A 16,349-nucleotide genomic window follows, 5' to 3' on the forward strand; every position below is an offset into this window, starting at 1 on the left:
AGCAGCAGCATTGCGAATCGCTGAGACATATCATCCTCCTGAAAACCCAACGTCAGGACTGTTTGAATCAGTCCTGCGGAACGGCGACCTGACAGATTGAGAACCATTGCTGAGAGCCGCTGATTATCGTTATCGGCAAAAGTACCTGTGAAATATGCATAATCCCTGTAAATCAACCAGATGGTGAAACAGGTAGTTTGAGTGATCTTGCGGAAACTGGATGAGCATTCTAGAGTGCGCTTCGTGTGCTTTGAACATATCGGACGCATCTTGTGCCGTAATGTATTGCGGCAATTGGTGTTAAATTGATATTGCGTACCGTCACGTCTTTGTTTGGCGGAGTGTTCGATTTCCCGAGACCACTGTGTGAATAGAAGGACAAGAAACTGTGCAGATCGCTGGATCAACCCGCAGTCTCTGGGAGATGTCGCCTGGGCAGGCGTGCTCACAGTTGCAGGATCTGGGCTTCGACAAGTGTGAACTGTGGCTGAATGACAATTTCGATCAGCTCCAGGTTTCCGATGTCGTTTCCAACTCAGACAGTGTGGTTACTGAACTGCGCGAGTCGAGTCGCGTCAGTCCCGTTGCGATCTTCCTGGATCAGGAGGTCACGCTGAACGAATTCCACAAGGTCGTGGAGTTTTCCCGCAGCCTGCGAATTGCGCAAATGACGATTGAGGCTTCACCTCTTGGGACCCCTTTCAACACTGAAATTGATCGACTGCGTGAACGTCACCAGATTTGTCATCAGGCCGGAATTCGACTGTCGATTCTGACCCGTCGTGGCTTACTCACGGAGGACCCACTGACCGCAACAGAGCTGTGTCAGTCCGTCAAGGGACTGGGGATTACACTGGATCCAACCTGTTACATCTTTGGTAGCGACCAGGTTTCGTGGGATATGGTGTTCGACCATACACTACACTGTCATCTGCGGGATTCATCCAGTAGTCAGGCTCAGGTGTCCTGTGGACTCGGAGACGCTGATTTCAATCGCATTACGGCAACACTTGAGAGCCTTGATTTTGACCGCTCGCTGTGCGTTGATCTGTTGCCGAAAACGATGTCCGGAGAAGAAAGATTGCTGGAGTTGCGAAAGCTGCGGCTGCTTCTGGAATCCATGCTGTAACACGCGGCTCCATCAGACGGAATGCAGCAGAGGCAGAATTTCACCAGTCTGTCGTGCCGCCCGAATTCACACCATCCTTTACGTACAGTGCGAAATCCGCTGTCCGCGGTCAACCACGTCTCAACGGAGGCTATCCGGCCCCGACCCGATCCAGAACAAACAGACGTTAACGTCTTCTGGCCGTCGGCATTTCCGTTCCGGACATTTTTTCAGAGTCGTTCGACCAAACGGCAAATCACTCATTCGCTGACGGTGATTCCAAATTGCTGACAGTCCCACCTGCAGTCGTTGTGATGATCGCTATTCGTTTCTTATCAGTGTCTCAACGTGATTCAGCATGCAGTTTGTACTCATCAATCTTTTTGTGCAGCGTGTTTCGATTGATTCCCAAACGGGTGGCAGTACGTGTCTGGACTCCCTGGCAGTGTCGTAAAACCTGCAAAATGACCTCACGCTCAACACGACTCACTGCGGCACTGTATAACTCGCCGGAGTCATGTCCTGCCTCCGTGACTGTGCGACTGACCAGTTCAGTACAGAGTGACTCAATCGAATCCGCATGAACGCGAGCTGTTCGTACGCTTGGTATTCCGCGAACGTGCTCCGGCAGATCATCGACAATTACGGAATCTCCGTCCGAAAGCACCAATGCCCGTTCCACATAGTTTTGCAGTTCACGGACGTTACCGGGCCAGTTGTATCTCGACAGCAATCCAAGGGCGGTCGTCGAAAACTGTACTGGTTCCTGTCCGTTTGCTGCCGCGAAGCTTCCCGAAAAAAACTTCACTAACGCCTCGACGTCTTCCGGTCGATCCCTCAGTGGAGGCAGATCGATCGGGATGACATTGAGTCGATAATAGAGATCGTCCCGAAACCGACCGGCTGAAATTTCGTCCGGCAAATCAGTATTCGTTGCCGCAATCACTCGACAGTCTACCTGAATTGTTCGGGTGTCACCGACACGTTCGAACTCGTGCTCCTGAAGAACTCGCAGCAGCTTGACCTGCAACTGGTAACTGATCGAATTGATCTCATCCAGGAAAACGGTTCCGCCGTGTGCGGCCTCAAATCGGCCGGTCCGATTTTCATGGGCACTGGTAAAAGCTCCTTTGATGTGTCCGAACAATTCGCTTTCCAGCAGACTTTCCGACAGGGCCCCACAGTTAACTCGTACAAACGGTCCTGTGGCGCGAGGACTTAATTCGTGAAGGGCCCGTGCAATCAACTCCTTTCCTGTACCTGTTTCACCGGTCAGCAACACCGTCGCGTTGGAGGGGGCGGCTTTCCGAGTGATCCGGTATACAGCCTGCATAGCCGGGCCGTGTCCGATCAATCCGTCGATAAGTGTCTTCTCTGAGGCCATGGTACGCCGAATGCTCACGAATCCCGTGCCAAAGTTTTACGCAAGAAGTGCAACACATCTGCACAGAAAAGGACAGCCAGTCCCGCGATTATAGGCTAGGAATTCTCAGATTGTGACTTCACCGTGTGTGCCTCACATCGAGGAGCTGATTTATTCAGCAACGCCAGGCGATTCTGCCCACCCGGCACACAGAATGCAACAACCACATGTATCAGACTGTCAGGCCAGTTTGATCTCAGATTAGAGCGATGATCACTGCCCGTCAGGTACCTGTTATCCTCAACTGCTGATAACACTTCCAGAGGGTTTGCCGAATGGAATCCCGAATGTTCTCACACGTTGTTGATCTAAGCTTGAGGGATTTGCAGCTGAACCACAGGTGGAGCGGGCACCTGAAGATTTGCGAAAACCGGTTCTGAGGGGTCAAGGTGCTCCGCCGGTGACGGGCCACTATCCGCAGCCAGAACGGTTTCCAGGAAGAAATGCAGAAGGTCGCGAAGGGGCTGACGGTCCACTTGCTCAATCAACGTCAACGCACGTTCTGCGCATCGTTCTACCAGTATTTCAGCTCTCTCAAACACCTGGCACCGTTCGAAAATTTCACGCAGTTGCGCAATACATTCCTCATCGTGTTCATCAGATGTTTTTTCTGACAAAAGATGTTCCATCTGAACTCGCTGTGCATCACTCGCCTTGTCGAGCGCCAGGGCCAGCAGAATAGTTGGTCTTCGTGCCAGGGCATCCTGACCGGCAACCAGTTTATTGTGGGCATCACCCTGCCAGTCCTTCAGATCATTCAGGATCTGGAAACCGACACCCAAATGACGACAGAACAGTGAGACCATTTCAGAATCGGCCAGTCTGTGACCGGCGAGTCGCAACCCGGCGTAGAGCGCTGCTTCAAAGGCCGGTGACGTTTTCAACGCATAAATCTGCATCGCGTCCAGGGGAGTGAGACTCCAGTCGGGCGACTGCTGCCAGGTCATTTCTGCGCCCTGCCCGTCACACAGTCGAATATGAGCCGTTGACATACTGTCCAGAATGTCAGCTGCAATTTCCGGATCAATATGACGAGCGGAATGAATCAACCGATATCCCAGGCCAATCAGATAGTCTCCGATGTTGATTGCCTGTGAACTACCGTATTCACGGTGCAGTGTTTTGCGACCGTAACGCCATGTATCATCATCCTGGATGTCATCGTGCACCAGGGAAGCTTTATGGAATGCTTCGATTGCCATGGCAACACGGGCCACATTATCGGGAATTCGGGGAGTATCATCTCCGGCCGTAAGCGGTTCGTCATTCGATGCTGCGTACCAGGCAGCCATTGTAATAAACGGACGGAATCGACGGCCTCCCTCTGCCAGCCAGTCGTATGCAGCCTTTTCAGTGAACGCTACCGGATGACTGGCTCGCTGCGGTTCCCTGGTCCTGACCGGAGGCAGGAGTCTCTGGTAGTCGTCCTCGAACACCTGACTCGATGCGCGCATCATTGGAACATAGCTTGTGGTCGGACGTACAGGCAGCGGTTCATACTTTTCGAGCACATCCCAGACCCACGCCTGGTCGAGGGTGGTATTCATGCAGTCACCTGAATGCAAAGGTACTGCATAGGAAGGTACTCCTGCGATCAGGATTTTGTCGATGGCCTTCTCGAGGACATTCAGGCACGCCACCCCCAGAATCCCGTCGATATATCCGGAAACGATAATTTTCAGGACAACCGGCGAGCCTTCGGCCACAAGCACCTTATAACCGAGCTGTTCGGCTCTGACCTTGTAGTCAGCAATTGAACATGCTCCGCACCGTTCACAATCGAGACCGAATTCTGTGTATTCGGCAGGGCAGCCTTCCGCATGTTTCAGGCAATGCGGAAGCAGCAGCATGCGGCGTTCGAAAGGAATGGCCAGAAACTGTGTTTTCCAAAAGAAATTCCCGATCATCACCATGGTGAAACCAAGGAATTTTTCGGGGAGCCCCAGCTGATCCATCAGCATACGCGACTGTGTTTCCAGATCATCCTTTGAAAAAGCCCGACTCCTGTCCAGCGTGCGCGTGAACTCTTCGGCAGCTTCTTTAACTCGTGTACGTTCCTCCAGCGTCTCCGGAACAGCTTTCAGGTGACTGGTGCTGCGTCGGCGTCCCTTTTTACGAACGGGCTTTGGGTCATCCGGTGGGAACTCGGATTCAGCCAGGATGTCCTCAACAGGCGATATCGACACGATATGGCTCCGTGGGCCTTCAGAATTCACTGCAATTGACTGGTTTGGCAGACTCGCCGCAGGGCGGCCGTTGCAAATATGATCGGGTACAGGCGTTCAAAATACCAGAGTTTTGCAAAATAGAAACCGATTGGAGACGGCTCTGCAATCCGTCCGCCCCGAATTTGCTCTATCAGCCACGTTGTACCGCTTCTGACACTATGCCGGCCCGGAAAATGTCCGCTCAGAGCTTCAATCGCCAGAGAAGTCTCCTCAATCGATCCAGGTAAACCTTTTCGAGCGGACCAGCTACCATCGGAATTCTGGTTGTCGAGCAGCCATTGCAGGCCTTTTTGGGTCGAATCCAGTTCCTGACGACCCGTTTCACAGAGCGCCAGGACAACTCGAGCCGTTCCATACAGCGGGTTGTCATCGTTTTCATTCCACTGGTTGCCGAACCACAGTGGCAGCCATGCCCCATCGGATGTCTGATGCTTCTGAAGAAAGTCGAGCCCCCGGGCAGACTGTCTGACCGCACGCTCCCGCAGTGACGCAGGGACTGCAGGAACACGAGACAGCCAGTGATGCAAAGCACGCAACACATGAGCCGTCAGATCACTGGAACTGCGGTCGAACGGCAGTGTGCCCCAGCCACGGCAGAATGTTGGCCAGCCACCGTCACGATTTTGCAGGTTAAGTAACCACCGGGCCGCTGCACTCAGCGCTGATATTTCCCGATCGCTGAAATCCTCATTCGCCGGACGCAGGTTCAGCAGTGCTAACATCGCTCCCGGTGTGTCGTCTGCGTCCGGAACCCCTCCTGGCAGATCCGTCCACGCCCATCCACCCGGATCAGCATGTGTATAAGGATGCGGCTCCTGGTACTGTTGATCCAGAATCCAGGTCCGAACCTGCTGTCGCTCCGGTTCACTGAGTACCTGTTCTGAAGAATGACTCTTTCCCACATCAGACAGTGCGTTGATGCTTAGTGACGTCACCCAGGTTGTCAGATTTGTGTCGATCGGCCAGCTGCCATCTTTTCGAACCGATGAGACAATGAAATCCAGACAGCGATGTGTCACAGTCAAATCGTTCAGGCCACAACCCAGCAGACTCATACACACAAAAGCTGTCAGCGGAGTTGCTTCCAGGAATCCACCATTCGCCGGCTGAATGCGTTCCAGCACACTCAGCGACGGCTTAACCGCGCGACGACGGATGCTGCGCAGAATTGGATTCCAATGGCCACGATGGTGAAAAATGACCTGACCAATTGCAATCAGCGCAGGCAGCGCGTAGCTCACGACCGGCATACGGACTGCGTGGTAGAACCCGGTCGGAATACAGGCGAGTTCGAACGGCAGGGGCGGGACGCGTTCCCAGTCAACCACTCCGGCAAGCGCACAATGAGTCAGGATGGGAGTCGAAAACGTACGGTCTTTGCCGTAACGACCAATCACAGCGTCAACTCCGCCGTGTTCTTTGATGTAACGATCAGACGACTCGATTACCGTGCGGTAGTGCCTGCCATCGGGCGTTGCACAAAATACTGCGTTGACCAGCATTGATGTCGAAATGTTACTGTGACTCAGATTCGTGTCACCCCAGCCGCCATCAGGATTTTGGTGATTCGCCAGCCACTGTACGGCATTCGTGATCAGATTGTCACACTGCCGTAGATTTGCACGTCGAGCCAGTTCGAGTGCCATCACGGCAGTTGCCGTTGACAGTGCTGATGTTGACAATTCACCAGTCCACCCCCCTTGTGGACTGCGTGCGGAAACCAAAAGGTCTGTCACAACATCTGCGGCCTCGATGACGGACATATGTGTCGCAGATTCGGACACGTTTGAATTCACCTGGAAGAGTGGAAGAATTTTCGAAGCCTATTCGCCGTATCAGCGGACAGACTCACGAAACGATGATCTGTTATCCGCTTCATTGACACAGTCACCGGTCCAAAACAATTTTTGCTATTGCCCTCTGACCTGTCGAATCTCGATGACCTTTGCAGAATGATCCGAATTCGCTGTAGGGCGACGAAATCGGACGATCATTCGGCTGGACCACCGTTCGCCGTATACCCAGACATCTTCCACAGATCTCGACGATGCCATACGAATCCGACGGGTCGGAAACCCCAATATAGCCTGAACCTGGGCCAAAGACATTCCCCGGACGACACGTTCTTCCCGCTGTGCCAGTTCAACATCACCTTGCGGCAGCTTTTTTAGATCCTCACTTGTCATCCAGCGTCCGTGTATACGAATGACCCCCAACTGTTCCAGTCTCCGTTGAATCTCCTTTGAAACTGCAGGAGCTTCACTGGAAGCAGACGTCCAGGCCCGCTTGAGATATTCAATTCCCCGCTCCCGGTGTGCAGGCAGTTTCCATTGTGTCGAGGCGTGCAGAAAGTCACCTGCCAGTCGCATCTGACCGTCCAGCCCGCTGGTCGCGGCGACTGATTCCTGTTTGCTGAGCCATGTTTTTGCCGCCTGCTGCACATCGTTAACGCGCTGAATTTCGAGTAACAGGCCGATAACCACATCCAATTGACGACGCTTCAGTGCTCTTATGTCCCGGAGGCGATAGTCAGCCCATAATGATTTTAACATTCGAATCGCAGTCGTTTCTTCGGGAAGTTCATCATCAACATACGATGACAGGTTTAACGCATTGCTGTGATCGGGCTTCAGATCCGCAAGCAGTTGCTTAAGCCGCACCTGTCGGTAGAGCAGCCGCTCCAGTTGCCATCGTTCCGATTGATCGGCATTCTCATATGCCCGTGACTGATCCGTTTCGAATGCTGACAACAATGACTCACTGATATTTACGGTTGGCATATTCCAACCGGTCACTTTCTGTTTGAGGTCCTCGAGAATCGTCCAGTCCGCATCATTCGCGGCTCGCAGACAGAAGACTCTGAACCGAATATCCTCCTGAATCTTGCGGGAAATCTCGATCGGAGGCTCTGGTTCGACCAGGGCCCACAGCGCTGCAGGATCACGGCGGTGTCGCTCAAGCTGCAAGTCAAATGTGGTCGTGCGACAAAGTTCAATGGCTGCCCCGAGCTCGCGATCGGAATAGAACCCCGCAATCGCCTCGTATTGGTCTGCCAGTTTATAACGTGCCTTTGCGTCCGTTTCAGATATCTTTGACAGTTGCTGGTTCATTCGTTCAACATCAGACGGCTCGATGATCAGACGCGTCATTTGAAACTTCGGCCTGCGTTTGCCGTCTACGAAATATCCGGAAACTGCCAGCGGTGTTCCCAGTCGTATTCGTTCCGGTACTCGAACTCCTTTTTCAGGAAAAAAAACAATGTTCAGATTTTGCATTCGAATCTGTGACGCACTGCGACCCAAATAGCGTCCGGTTATCTGAACTTTACGCTTTTCAGCCGCCCAGTCTTTCCAGTGTCCTTTTGCCTGCAGCAGTGACATCGCAGTCATCACTTCAGCTCTTGTTGCAGAAGCGGGGAAAGCCATAACCAGACATATTGTAATAATTCGAAAAGTCAGTGGTGACTGCTCCTGCGTGCAATGTGCTGCCGGAGGTGCTGTTTGCGACGCTCGGCCCATGACTCAGATTCTTCAATAAATGTTCGTTGACTCAAAAGGATATCAGTCAGCGATGGATCATCCGAAACCGGGAATCCCAGTTGCTCGCAATATTTCACGCTTGTGAGTAACACGAATGATTCAGGTGCAACCGTCAGGGTCCAGGTCTGCCGTGCAGAGTTGCCGTTTAACTCAATATCCGACAGTCGAAATGCGAACACGAACCGATGTGTTTCATTTTGGTTCAGATAATCACCGAGTTGCGGCAGTCGCATCTGAACCGAAACCGCGTGTCCGGCGGAGCCGGCCGGAATGTCCAGAAGGTAACTGCCCGAGCGGCTGTCCACAGGATCAATGTAACCGTCAACGACGAATGAAACTCTCTTTAATTCCAGCCGGAGTGAATCAGGCAACTGACTGCCAGTCTCTATTTGTTCCCTCACTTCTGATATCAGTTCGGGTACTGTTGTTCTGTAAATGGACCTGACTGCCCGTGTTTCGTCCAGCAGATTGAGCACATATCTCCATTTTTGACCACTCAGACCGAGAAGTCGTCCGGCCTTGGCTGCTCTGCCAAGTGCCTGTTCCAGCTCTTCAATTTGATACTGCTCAACGAGTGAAGGAATGGCATCCGTTTCCTTATGCCATGTGGTACGAGCTGCTTCGTACTGCCTGCTCTGGTAGACCCAATAGCCGGTCGTACTGACGATCATGATTATCCCTGCCAGCAGTAACCGGAAAGGCGAAAAGGCACGACGCACAAAACGGACAGGATGAAACCCGGACAGCACACGGCGGGGTGACCGCCATCGCCGCGGCTGAGTGGAGGCAGGCTCGTTTCCTGCTGCTGAATCATTTTCCGTCCGGGATCTGTTTTTCGAAAGAACGTCACCCTGGCTGCGCAGCCGACGCTTTTGTGGAACCAGCACTTCGCCGGCAACCACCCGAAGTCGATGTCCGAATGTGCCCCCAATCACGTGACTTTCGACACTATCCGTGGACGGATACACATTTGCAGGCAGCAGGAAACACGAAGTATGGCATGACGGACAGCTGGTTTGCTGCCACGACGAAGTTCGAATCCCCGTAACGCGACCGCCACATTCACAACTGACGTCAAACGGCACCGGGATCTCCGCAGCTGCGGTCCCTCGTAACCGAGCACGAGCACGTTTGAATTTGCTGATATCCCCGGACATGTTGATCTGGTGGTGTGTGCTCCGGACGAATAATTCAGACCGGTACAAAACTTTGAACAGGATTGTAGAGAAGATCAGATCGGCAAGGGGCTGTATTCCGGCAATCTGCAGGAAAGCAGCAACTGTTTTCATCCGAATCTTGCGACGGTGACGGACATTATAGACAGTATGTTCCCGAAAAATCAGAACGAATACCTTTCGTTCGTCCCCGTACACAACGCATGTTTGTTTCGCTGTTTCCTCGATGATATTCGCGTGAAAGTCATTACAAATGGGTAACAGGTTCCGATTAACGCTCCTTCTGGCAACATGTACGGCTGCAGGGGCCTTCCCTGGACTGGCTGCCGGTGACGCCATCGTGCTGAAATCCGGCCAAAAAATCGTGGGACAGGTACTGAAAGTTCAACCCGACACCCTGTTTGTTGATATTGGCATCGACATCATCCGAATTCCTGTTGTTCAGATTCAAAGTCGCCAACAGGAGACTTCGGACGCAGGCAGACCGGTTGCAGTACGCGATGAAGGTATCTTTCAATCGGCAGAACTGTCTGAAGGTTCGGTCAAAGACAACGTTGTCAGATTCGGTGAGGGCGTAGTTCGCATCCAGACTCCAGCAGGACTTGGTTCCGGATTCATTATTAATTCCCGGGGATTCTGTGTCACCAACTATCACGTGGTGGAAGGTCAGACTCGAATCGGTGTGACCATTTATCGTCGGCGGGATAATGGAGAGTTCGAACGCCGGTCGATTCGTGACGTCAGGATTCTGGCTCTTAACCCTTTCTTCGACCTTGCGCTTCTTGAGATCCCGCTTCAACAGGACATGCAGTTCCAATCTGTGTATCTCGCTGAAGACGATTCCGTTCGGGAAGGCGATCCTATGTTCGCGATCGGGAGTCCACTGGGACTGGAACGGTCTGTTTCCGAAGGGATCGTGAGTACTCGAAATCGGAACATTGAAGGTGTTGTGTACATACAGACGACGGCGCAGATCAATCCTGGCAACAGCGGAGGCCCGTTGTTCAACAACCGCGGCGAAGTCGTCGGCGTCATTAATATGAAACTGCTGTTCGGAGAAGGACTTGGATTTGCCATTCCTGTTGCCTATCTGAAACATTTTCTGAACAATCGTGATGCATTTGCATTCGATCGAACAAATCCAAACACCGGATATCACTACCTGACACCTCCGCGTCGCAGAAACCCAAACATGCCTCCGGACAGATTCGACATCCGGTGACAATTCGAATCGGCGCATCGTCACTTCACGGAACCGCCATGTCACATTTCAAAGCAGTCAGGCATTTGCGGCGCCGTGACAGTTTGCTCAGACCAGAGATCGATCGAATTGGACGCTGCAGCCTGCAACCGCGAGGCGGACGATTTTCGCTGATTGCCGGTGCGATCCTTTCGCAGCAAATCTCCGTCGCTGCCGCCCAAACGATTCGTCGAAAACTGCAATCCCGGCTGCCTGGCAGAAGATTGTCTGCCAAAGAACTGCTGGGCCTGTCAAACGCCGATTTTCAGGCTTGCGGGGTGTCCCGTCAGAAGCGGGAGTACCTTCGGCATCTGTCGCAGCATGTTGTCGACGGTCAGCTGAACTTCCGCCGACTTGTTCGACTTCCCGACGAAGAAGTCATCAGTGAACTCACCAGGGTTAAAGGCATCGGACGCTGGACGGCCCAGATGTTTTTAATCTTTGGCCTGGGACGTCCGGATGTTTTTGCACCGGATGACCTTGGCCTGCGCAATGCCATGGTCCGCATCTATTCACTCTCAAATCCAACATCGGACGATCTGAACGCAGTGGCTGCCCGCTGGAGTCCTCATCGAAGCGTCGCCAGTTGGTACCTGTGGAGATATCTGGATAACCAGCCCGACGAATGCTGACCACAGTAAGAATTAATCCGGCGGGCTCCGACAACCAGACGAGGAGTGAACTCTGCAGGCTGTGGCAGAGAGATTGTTCGTCTGTGAGGCAACGGGTCTTTAATATAACGGGATCAAAACAGATAGTGTCGCAGCCAGTTGCCGGCGAGTACATTCGTGACTGTTGCTGCGCCGAGCGACAGACAGAACGCCGTTACCAGCAGAAGGCACACTTCTGTACTCACCAGTATCACCGTGGTGCCTCGGGCACTCCCAATACGTTCCATTGTTTTCATCTCGGGCGCCCTCAATCGAACGCTTAAAAATATCACCAGCCCCAGAAGTACTCCGGTAATTACGCCGGAAAGTATGGCCGCAATTCGGAAAAGCTGTTCGATTCTGAACACCATCGCCAGCAGTTCATCGACAACCTGACCAGGTTTGACACAGATCGCTCTGCTGCTTCTTGCGGACGCATAACGTCCCAGAAGCATTGTCTGTGACTGACGATTCTGTGGTACGGCAATGATTTCCGTAACGGGAAATTCCGATTCGTCACCATGAAAATGGAACGATGATTCATTCTCATCGGTGATTTCAGTGTACGAAAGGACTGAGGCATTAGCCTGAAGAGGTCCCGAAGGATCAGCCTCCAGTAACTGCTCCTCTGCGTCCACGGACAGTGCCTGATGGCCGTGTCCGATACCTTCAATGATCCATGCCGTGTGGATGTCCACAAAAACGGCATCGTCGTCCGGGGACCACGATTCTTCCAGAACTCCCACGACTCTCATGTTCAGCGGATAGTCGCCGGCGAGGTTAAACGCATTCTGTGGAGCCGACAGTAGATAATCTCCAGGTATCAATCCGCTTTGTTCGGCAAATCTCGCACCAAGCACACAGTCTCCCAGGCGAGTCAGAGAATCGCCCCTGCAGATCTTCAACCCGCGAAACTCAAAATATTCTAGTGAGGTTCCTATGATCGGGGCGCCCGGAGCATGCCGCACCTCCTGCGTCCTGAAGCGAATATGCAGCGGAATGGCAGAGGCGAATCCAGTGTCACGAATGTAATCCGATTCCTCCATTGTTAATGGGGCCGGTGCCGCAGTCTGGAAATACAGTCCGTGAAGGACCAGATCAATCCGACTGCCACGAACTCCGATGATTAACGGGGTCGATGCGGCCCTGAGCACGATTTCATTCTGGAACTCATGAACAAACATTCGCGCAGTGATCGGAAGCCACAAAGTCGTGGCCAGACACAGAGTGATCGTGACAGAACGACCCCGATACCACGCCAAAGAGCGCAGGGCAAGAAACAACGCGTTACGCAGCACCGGAGCCTCCCGCGTCTGTTCGCCCGCTGACACACAGACTGCTGAAGTTAATCGTCCTGTCAAACCGGGACAGCAGAGAATGATCGTGAGAAACCATCAGTAGCGTAGCTCCGGAATCCCGGACATGACGAATCAGTAATTCCACGATCTGCTGCGTACTTTCGGGGTCAAGATTACCGGTTGGTTCATCCGCCAGCAGCAGTGAAGGGTCTGTCAGTAAAGCCCGGCAGATTGAGACACGTTGTCGTTCCCCCTGTGACAATCGCGTCACAGAACGGTGGCCCGCCTGGTTTAAGCCAACCTGTGTGAGCAGATCACGTGCTCGGTTGCGAAGTACGGAGGTCAGTTCCAGTGCAGGACTGATTCGTGCCGGCAGTAAAACATTATCCAGGACATTGAGATAATCGATCAGCTCAAAGCTTTGAAACACAAGTCCGATTGTATTTAGACGGAATGCTCGTCGTCGGTTCGCTGTCAGCTTTGAAAGTTCCCGGTCAGCAACAACGACTGAACCATCTGTAGCCGGCAAAATTCCAGCAATGATGTTCAATAACGTTGTTTTTCCCGAACCACTCGGCCCCGTAACTGCGACTGCTGAACTGGGCGCGACATCAAGTAACGGAATCTGTAGTTTAAAGTCACCAAAAGGCCACGAGAACTGCAGATCACGAATTGCTATCATGGGTTCATGCATTATTGTAATCCTGACGACTTCTGTCCGACTGATACCAGACACAATCAACCGGCCGTGTCATCGGGTGCAGTTTACCAGTTCTGCCGGTCTGCCGGGCCTGTCGGTCCCGCGAAGACTGAGATATCTTCGTTTCCAGCGACTCCGTTGCGGAAACATCCGTGTAGAACCCGATCCCGGTGCTGCTGTTCTTCATCAGGCAGCCTGACGGTCGGTTACAGTGTGACGTTAATCAGTGAGATCTTTCCATGGCACGGTGCGATCAGGGTTATCTTTGCGATGTCTGTGGTGAACAGGTCAGCTCCATTCGTGAAAGTGACCTCTACCTGCGTTACGTGATCGGTCGGATCGCGACTCGTGAGCTTATGAGTAGTCCCGAGCGGCACCTCCGCTGCAATGTTGTCACGGCACAGTTCATCGATTCCCCGGATTTTGATCCGATTATCGCTGAGGGACCATTCTCGCGACGCGAACTGGACGAAGAATCTGTTCAGACCCAAACCGAACTGATTACTCGCGGCTGGTATCGACTGCAGGAGTTAGCACAGCAGGCTCAAACCCTGCCCCTTTCTGAATATCCACTCCAGGAATTTCGTCGGCAGCAGAACATGTGAACACCAACGTCAGTGGCCGCTGAGGTTCAGACCGCGTAGAGCCGAATGCGGCTGACGGAATGATGAATATCGGCCTCCGAGGTGTGATGGTTCAAAACCACGAATCGAAGCATGCTGCGACCGTTAATCAGGGTCGTGGACAGCATCAACTCACCGCTTGCCAGACTGTCCTCCATGAGTTTCGTATCACGAGCGGCTCGCTCATGTTCTGTTTCACCTCTGCGCGGTCGATGTCTGAATCCAACCACAGATAATGTCGGCATAATGACGTCAAGTCGCGGGTCTTCGGCCAGCAGCACAGCAGCCATTCTGGCCAGTCGCATGTCTTCGCTGATTTGATGCGCAAGCTGAGCACGTCCGCAGGTGCGGATCACCATCCATACGGGTAACACGCGTGCGGGCCGTGACAGTTCGGGGCCGTATTCGTAAAAATTAATTTCGTCGGTCGGCAGATCTTTAAGATAGTCACCTGCTGTGCGAAAAGCCGATGTCAGTGCATTTCGGTCCCGCACAATCACACAGCCGATTCCCATCGGACAGTACAGCCATTTATGAGGGTCCAGGGTCAGTGAGTCCGCCTGCTGTATTCCGGCCAGCAGCTGCCGTCCATTGGGGGTCAACGCTGCAAATCCACCATAGGCTGCATCCACGTGAAACCAGATATTATGTTTTCTGCAGATTTCCCCGAGTTCAGCAAGAGGATCGATTGTTCCGAGATTAGTCGTCCCCGCGTTGGCGATGAGACACAGCGGCACTCGGCCGTCGTTTATGTCATCGCGTAACACGGAATACAGCCAATTCACGTCCATCTGAAACGACTGATTGACGGGCACGGTTCGAACCGTGTCATCGTCAAATCCAAGAATTGATACAGCTCGCGTAACGGACGCATGTCCTTCACTGGACACATAGATCGACACCGGTGTGTCGCGATTTGTTCGACGAGTACGGGCTGCCGCCAGAGCCGTCAGGTTGGCCATGGAACCACCGCTGGTCAAGACGCCGGCTGCTGCAGGATCGTAACCAAGCATCTCAGCGATCCAGCGGATCACAGTGATCTCCAGGGCGCTAACGGTGGCGCCTCCCAGCCAGGTGCCAACGAACGGATTCGTCCCGGCTGCCAGCATTGCCCCAAGCATTCCTGCAAAACTGGACGGTCCCGGAATATAGGCATGAAATCGCGGATGATTGATGGACGTCAGATCCGGCAGAATACGTTCAAAAAAGAACTCCAGACACTCGTCGTGTGTTGAGGGAAGTTCCGGGAGCGGCTCATCAACCAGTGAACTGAAGTCAGCCTGAGTGCCCCGTCTGGCAACCGGCTGCCGGCGCAGATCAGAAAGATGACTGATGATTTCATCCACGAGCCGATAGCCCAGTACACGCATCTCCTGCGAAGATGGATCAAGTCGTTCTCTTCGGGAATTCGGATGATTTGGTAAGTCAGCCATACGGACAACACTCGAAAACTCATAAAATTGTCGAAAAATCTGAGCGGCACCACGGAGTACTACAACCGGTTTCCATCCTGCAATCGCTCCAGTTGAGCGGACCAGCGATCCGGAGAACCCGCTGCAGATGTTTCTGGCGTCGGCAGTCTCGCGAATTGGCGGTTCCTGCAGTAAACTCTGAGTCCGGTGTTGCCACCAGTCATATTCTTCAATTCCTGCCTCCACGAGATCTTCACATGCTAAGAACAACTCTAGTCGCCGTAATGCTTTCCGGGACTTCGGGATTCGTGTTCGGAGCTGATGCACCGGCCAAAACCGAGGAAGTCAAACACAAAGACCTGACGCTGAACGTCCCGGAAAACTGGAGCAATACCGGAAAACGAAACTCAATGCGGCTGGCAACTTATGAGATCCCGGCGGTGAAGGGTGACAAAGAGTCAGGTGAACTTGCCATTTTTAACTTTCCCGGTGGAGGTGGAGGCGTTGGTCAGAACATCAGTCGCTGGGTGGGCCAGTTTGACAGCAAGGGACGAGAACACAAGATCACCAAAGGTAAAGCCGGTGACCACGACTATTACGTGGTGGAAGTGTCCGGAACGTACAACAAGTCAGTGGGGCCGCCAATCCGGCGCCAGACCAGACCTGTTGAAGGTTCACGAATGCTGGCTGTAATTTTACAACTGAACAAAGGCGTCTACTTCCTCAAGATGACCGGCAAAGATGCGACGGTAAAAGCCCAGTCAACAGCTTTTCGTAAATCATTTGGCGGCAGTGAAAAATCCGAAGAGAAATACAAAGGTTAGCTGTTCTCAACATCCGCAGATGCCACAGCGTCCCTCAGATTCGGTCCCACGTTTGGCCAACACACAGATGTGAATCGATGTTTACCGTTTTGGATCTCCGGCAGCACTCGGAACGAATCACAGGTGACA

13 protein-coding genes are annotated in these 16,349 nt (G+C 52.9%); 5 read left to right on the forward strand and 8 right to left on the reverse strand.

Features of this window, described 5'->3' with window-relative positions:
• Positions 1-388: 388 nt before the first annotated feature.
• Positions 389-1,129, forward strand: a complete 741-nt coding sequence (locus MK110_14925; GenBank protein MCH2212595.1) for a sugar phosphate isomerase/epimerase — start codon at positions 389-391, stop codon at positions 1,127-1,129.
• A 322-nt stretch (positions 1,130-1,451) separates the two neighbouring features.
• Here the strand turns inward: MK110_14925 and MK110_14930 are convergent, their stop codons facing one another.
• From MK110_14930 to MK110_14950, 5 genes are all read right to left on the reverse strand, one after another.
• Positions 1,452-2,510 carry a sigma-54 dependent transcriptional regulator gene (locus MK110_14930; protein MCH2212596.1) on the reverse strand — a complete coding sequence of 353 codons (1,059 nt, stop codon included), beginning with the start codon at positions 2,508-2,510 and terminating at the stop codon, positions 1,452-1,454.
• Between the two features lie 329 nt (positions 2,511-2,839).
• A complete protein-coding gene (locus MK110_14935) occupies positions 2,840-4,717 on the reverse strand; it encodes a polyprenyl synthetase family protein (protein ID MCH2212597.1) in 1,878 nt (625 codons plus the stop codon).
• Between the two features lie 26 nt (positions 4,718-4,743).
• A complete protein-coding gene (locus tag MK110_14940; GenBank protein MCH2212598.1) occupies positions 4,744-6,543 on the reverse strand; it encodes a squalene--hopene cyclase in 1,800 nt (599 codons plus the stop codon).
• Positions 6,544-6,669: 126 nt separating this feature from the next.
• A complete protein-coding gene (locus MK110_14945; protein MCH2212599.1) occupies positions 6,670-8,148 on the reverse strand; it encodes a hypothetical protein in 1,479 nt (492 codons plus the stop codon).
• A 65-nt stretch (positions 8,149-8,213) separates the two neighbouring features.
• Entirely contained in the window at positions 8,214-9,587 is a 1,374-nt protein-coding gene (locus MK110_14950) for a hypothetical protein (protein ID MCH2212600.1), read from the reverse strand.
• A gap of 139 nt (positions 9,588-9,726) precedes the next feature.
• Here MK110_14950 and MK110_14955 point away from each other — a divergent pair, with 139 nt between their 5' ends.
• Together MK110_14955 and MK110_14960 are read left to right on the forward strand one after the other, a co-directional pair.
• Entirely contained in the window at positions 9,727-10,695 is a 969-nt protein-coding gene (locus tag MK110_14955; protein ID MCH2212601.1) for a trypsin-like peptidase domain-containing protein, read from the forward strand.
• A 38-nt stretch (positions 10,696-10,733) separates the two neighbouring features.
• Positions 10,734-11,345 (forward strand): DNA-3-methyladenine glycosylase, encoded by a 612-nt coding sequence (locus tag MK110_14960; GenBank protein ID MCH2212602.1) that lies wholly within the window; start codon positions 10,734-10,736, stop codon positions 11,343-11,345.
• Positions 11,346-11,458: 113 nt separating this feature from the next.
• Here MK110_14960 and MK110_14965 read toward each other — a convergent pair whose 3' ends face one another.
• Together MK110_14965 and MK110_14970 are read right to left on the reverse strand one after the other, a co-directional pair.
• Positions 11,459-12,694 (reverse strand): hypothetical protein, encoded by a 1,236-nt coding sequence (locus MK110_14965; protein ID MCH2212603.1) that lies wholly within the window; start codon positions 12,692-12,694, stop codon positions 11,459-11,461.
• The gene (locus tag MK110_14970; protein ID MCH2212604.1) at positions 12,651-13,355 is read right to left on the reverse strand and encodes an ABC transporter ATP-binding protein; all 705 of its coding nucleotides are present in this window, start codon (positions 13,353-13,355) and stop codon (positions 12,651-12,653) included. The genes MK110_14965 and MK110_14970 overlap by 44 nt, the downstream gene beginning before the upstream one ends.
• Positions 13,356-13,600: 245 nt before the next feature.
• Between MK110_14970 and MK110_14975 the strand changes: the two genes are divergently transcribed.
• On the forward strand, positions 13,601-13,966 hold the full coding sequence (locus tag MK110_14975) for a hypothetical protein (protein ID MCH2212605.1): 366 nt from the start codon (positions 13,601-13,603) through the stop codon (positions 13,964-13,966).
• 26 nt (positions 13,967-13,992) lie between these two features.
• On the opposite strand, the gene MK110_14980 is transcribed toward MK110_14975, so the two are convergent.
• A complete protein-coding gene (locus MK110_14980) occupies positions 13,993-15,666 on the reverse strand; it encodes an aminotransferase class V-fold PLP-dependent enzyme (protein MCH2212606.1) in 1,674 nt (557 codons plus the stop codon).
• A 14-nt stretch (positions 15,667-15,680) separates the two neighbouring features.
• Here MK110_14980 and MK110_14985 point away from each other — a divergent pair, with 14 nt between their 5' ends.
• Positions 15,681-16,220 carry a hypothetical protein gene (locus tag MK110_14985; GenBank protein ID MCH2212607.1) on the forward strand — a complete coding sequence of 180 codons (540 nt, stop codon included), beginning with the start codon at positions 15,681-15,683 and terminating at the stop codon, positions 16,218-16,220.
• Positions 16,221-16,349: the final 129 nt, after the last annotated feature.

It is taken from the genome of Fuerstiella sp., from assembly GCA_022447225.1.
Taxonomy (GTDB): domain Bacteria; phylum Planctomycetota; class Planctomycetia; order Planctomycetales; family Planctomycetaceae; genus S139-18.

Excerpts from the sequence above, each read along its gene's own strand:
- MK110_14945 (MCH2212599.1), bottom strand. The coding sequence starts at position 8,148 with ATGACTGCGATGTCACTGCTGCAGGCAAAAGGACACTGGAAAGACTGG.
- MK110_14950 (MCH2212600.1), bottom strand. The coding sequence starts at position 9,587 with ATGAAAACAGTTGCTGCTTTCCTGCAGATTGCCGGAATACAGCCCCTT.
- MK110_14955 (MCH2212601.1), top strand. The coding sequence starts at position 9,727 with ATGGGTAACAGGTTCCGATTAACGCTCCTTCTGGCAACATGTACGGCT.
- MK110_14960 (MCH2212602.1), top strand. The coding sequence starts at position 10,734 with ATGTCACATTTCAAAGCAGTCAGGCATTTGCGGCGCCGTGACAGTTTG.
- MK110_14970 (MCH2212604.1), bottom strand. The coding sequence starts at position 13,355 with ATGCATGAACCCATGATAGCAATTCGTGATCTGCAGTTCTCGTGGCCT.
- MK110_14975 (MCH2212605.1), top strand. The coding sequence starts at position 13,601 with ATGGCACGGTGCGATCAGGGTTATCTTTGCGATGTCTGTGGTGAACAG.
- MK110_14985 (MCH2212607.1), top strand. The coding sequence starts at position 15,681 with ATGCTTTCCGGGACTTCGGGATTCGTGTTCGGAGCTGATGCACCGGCC.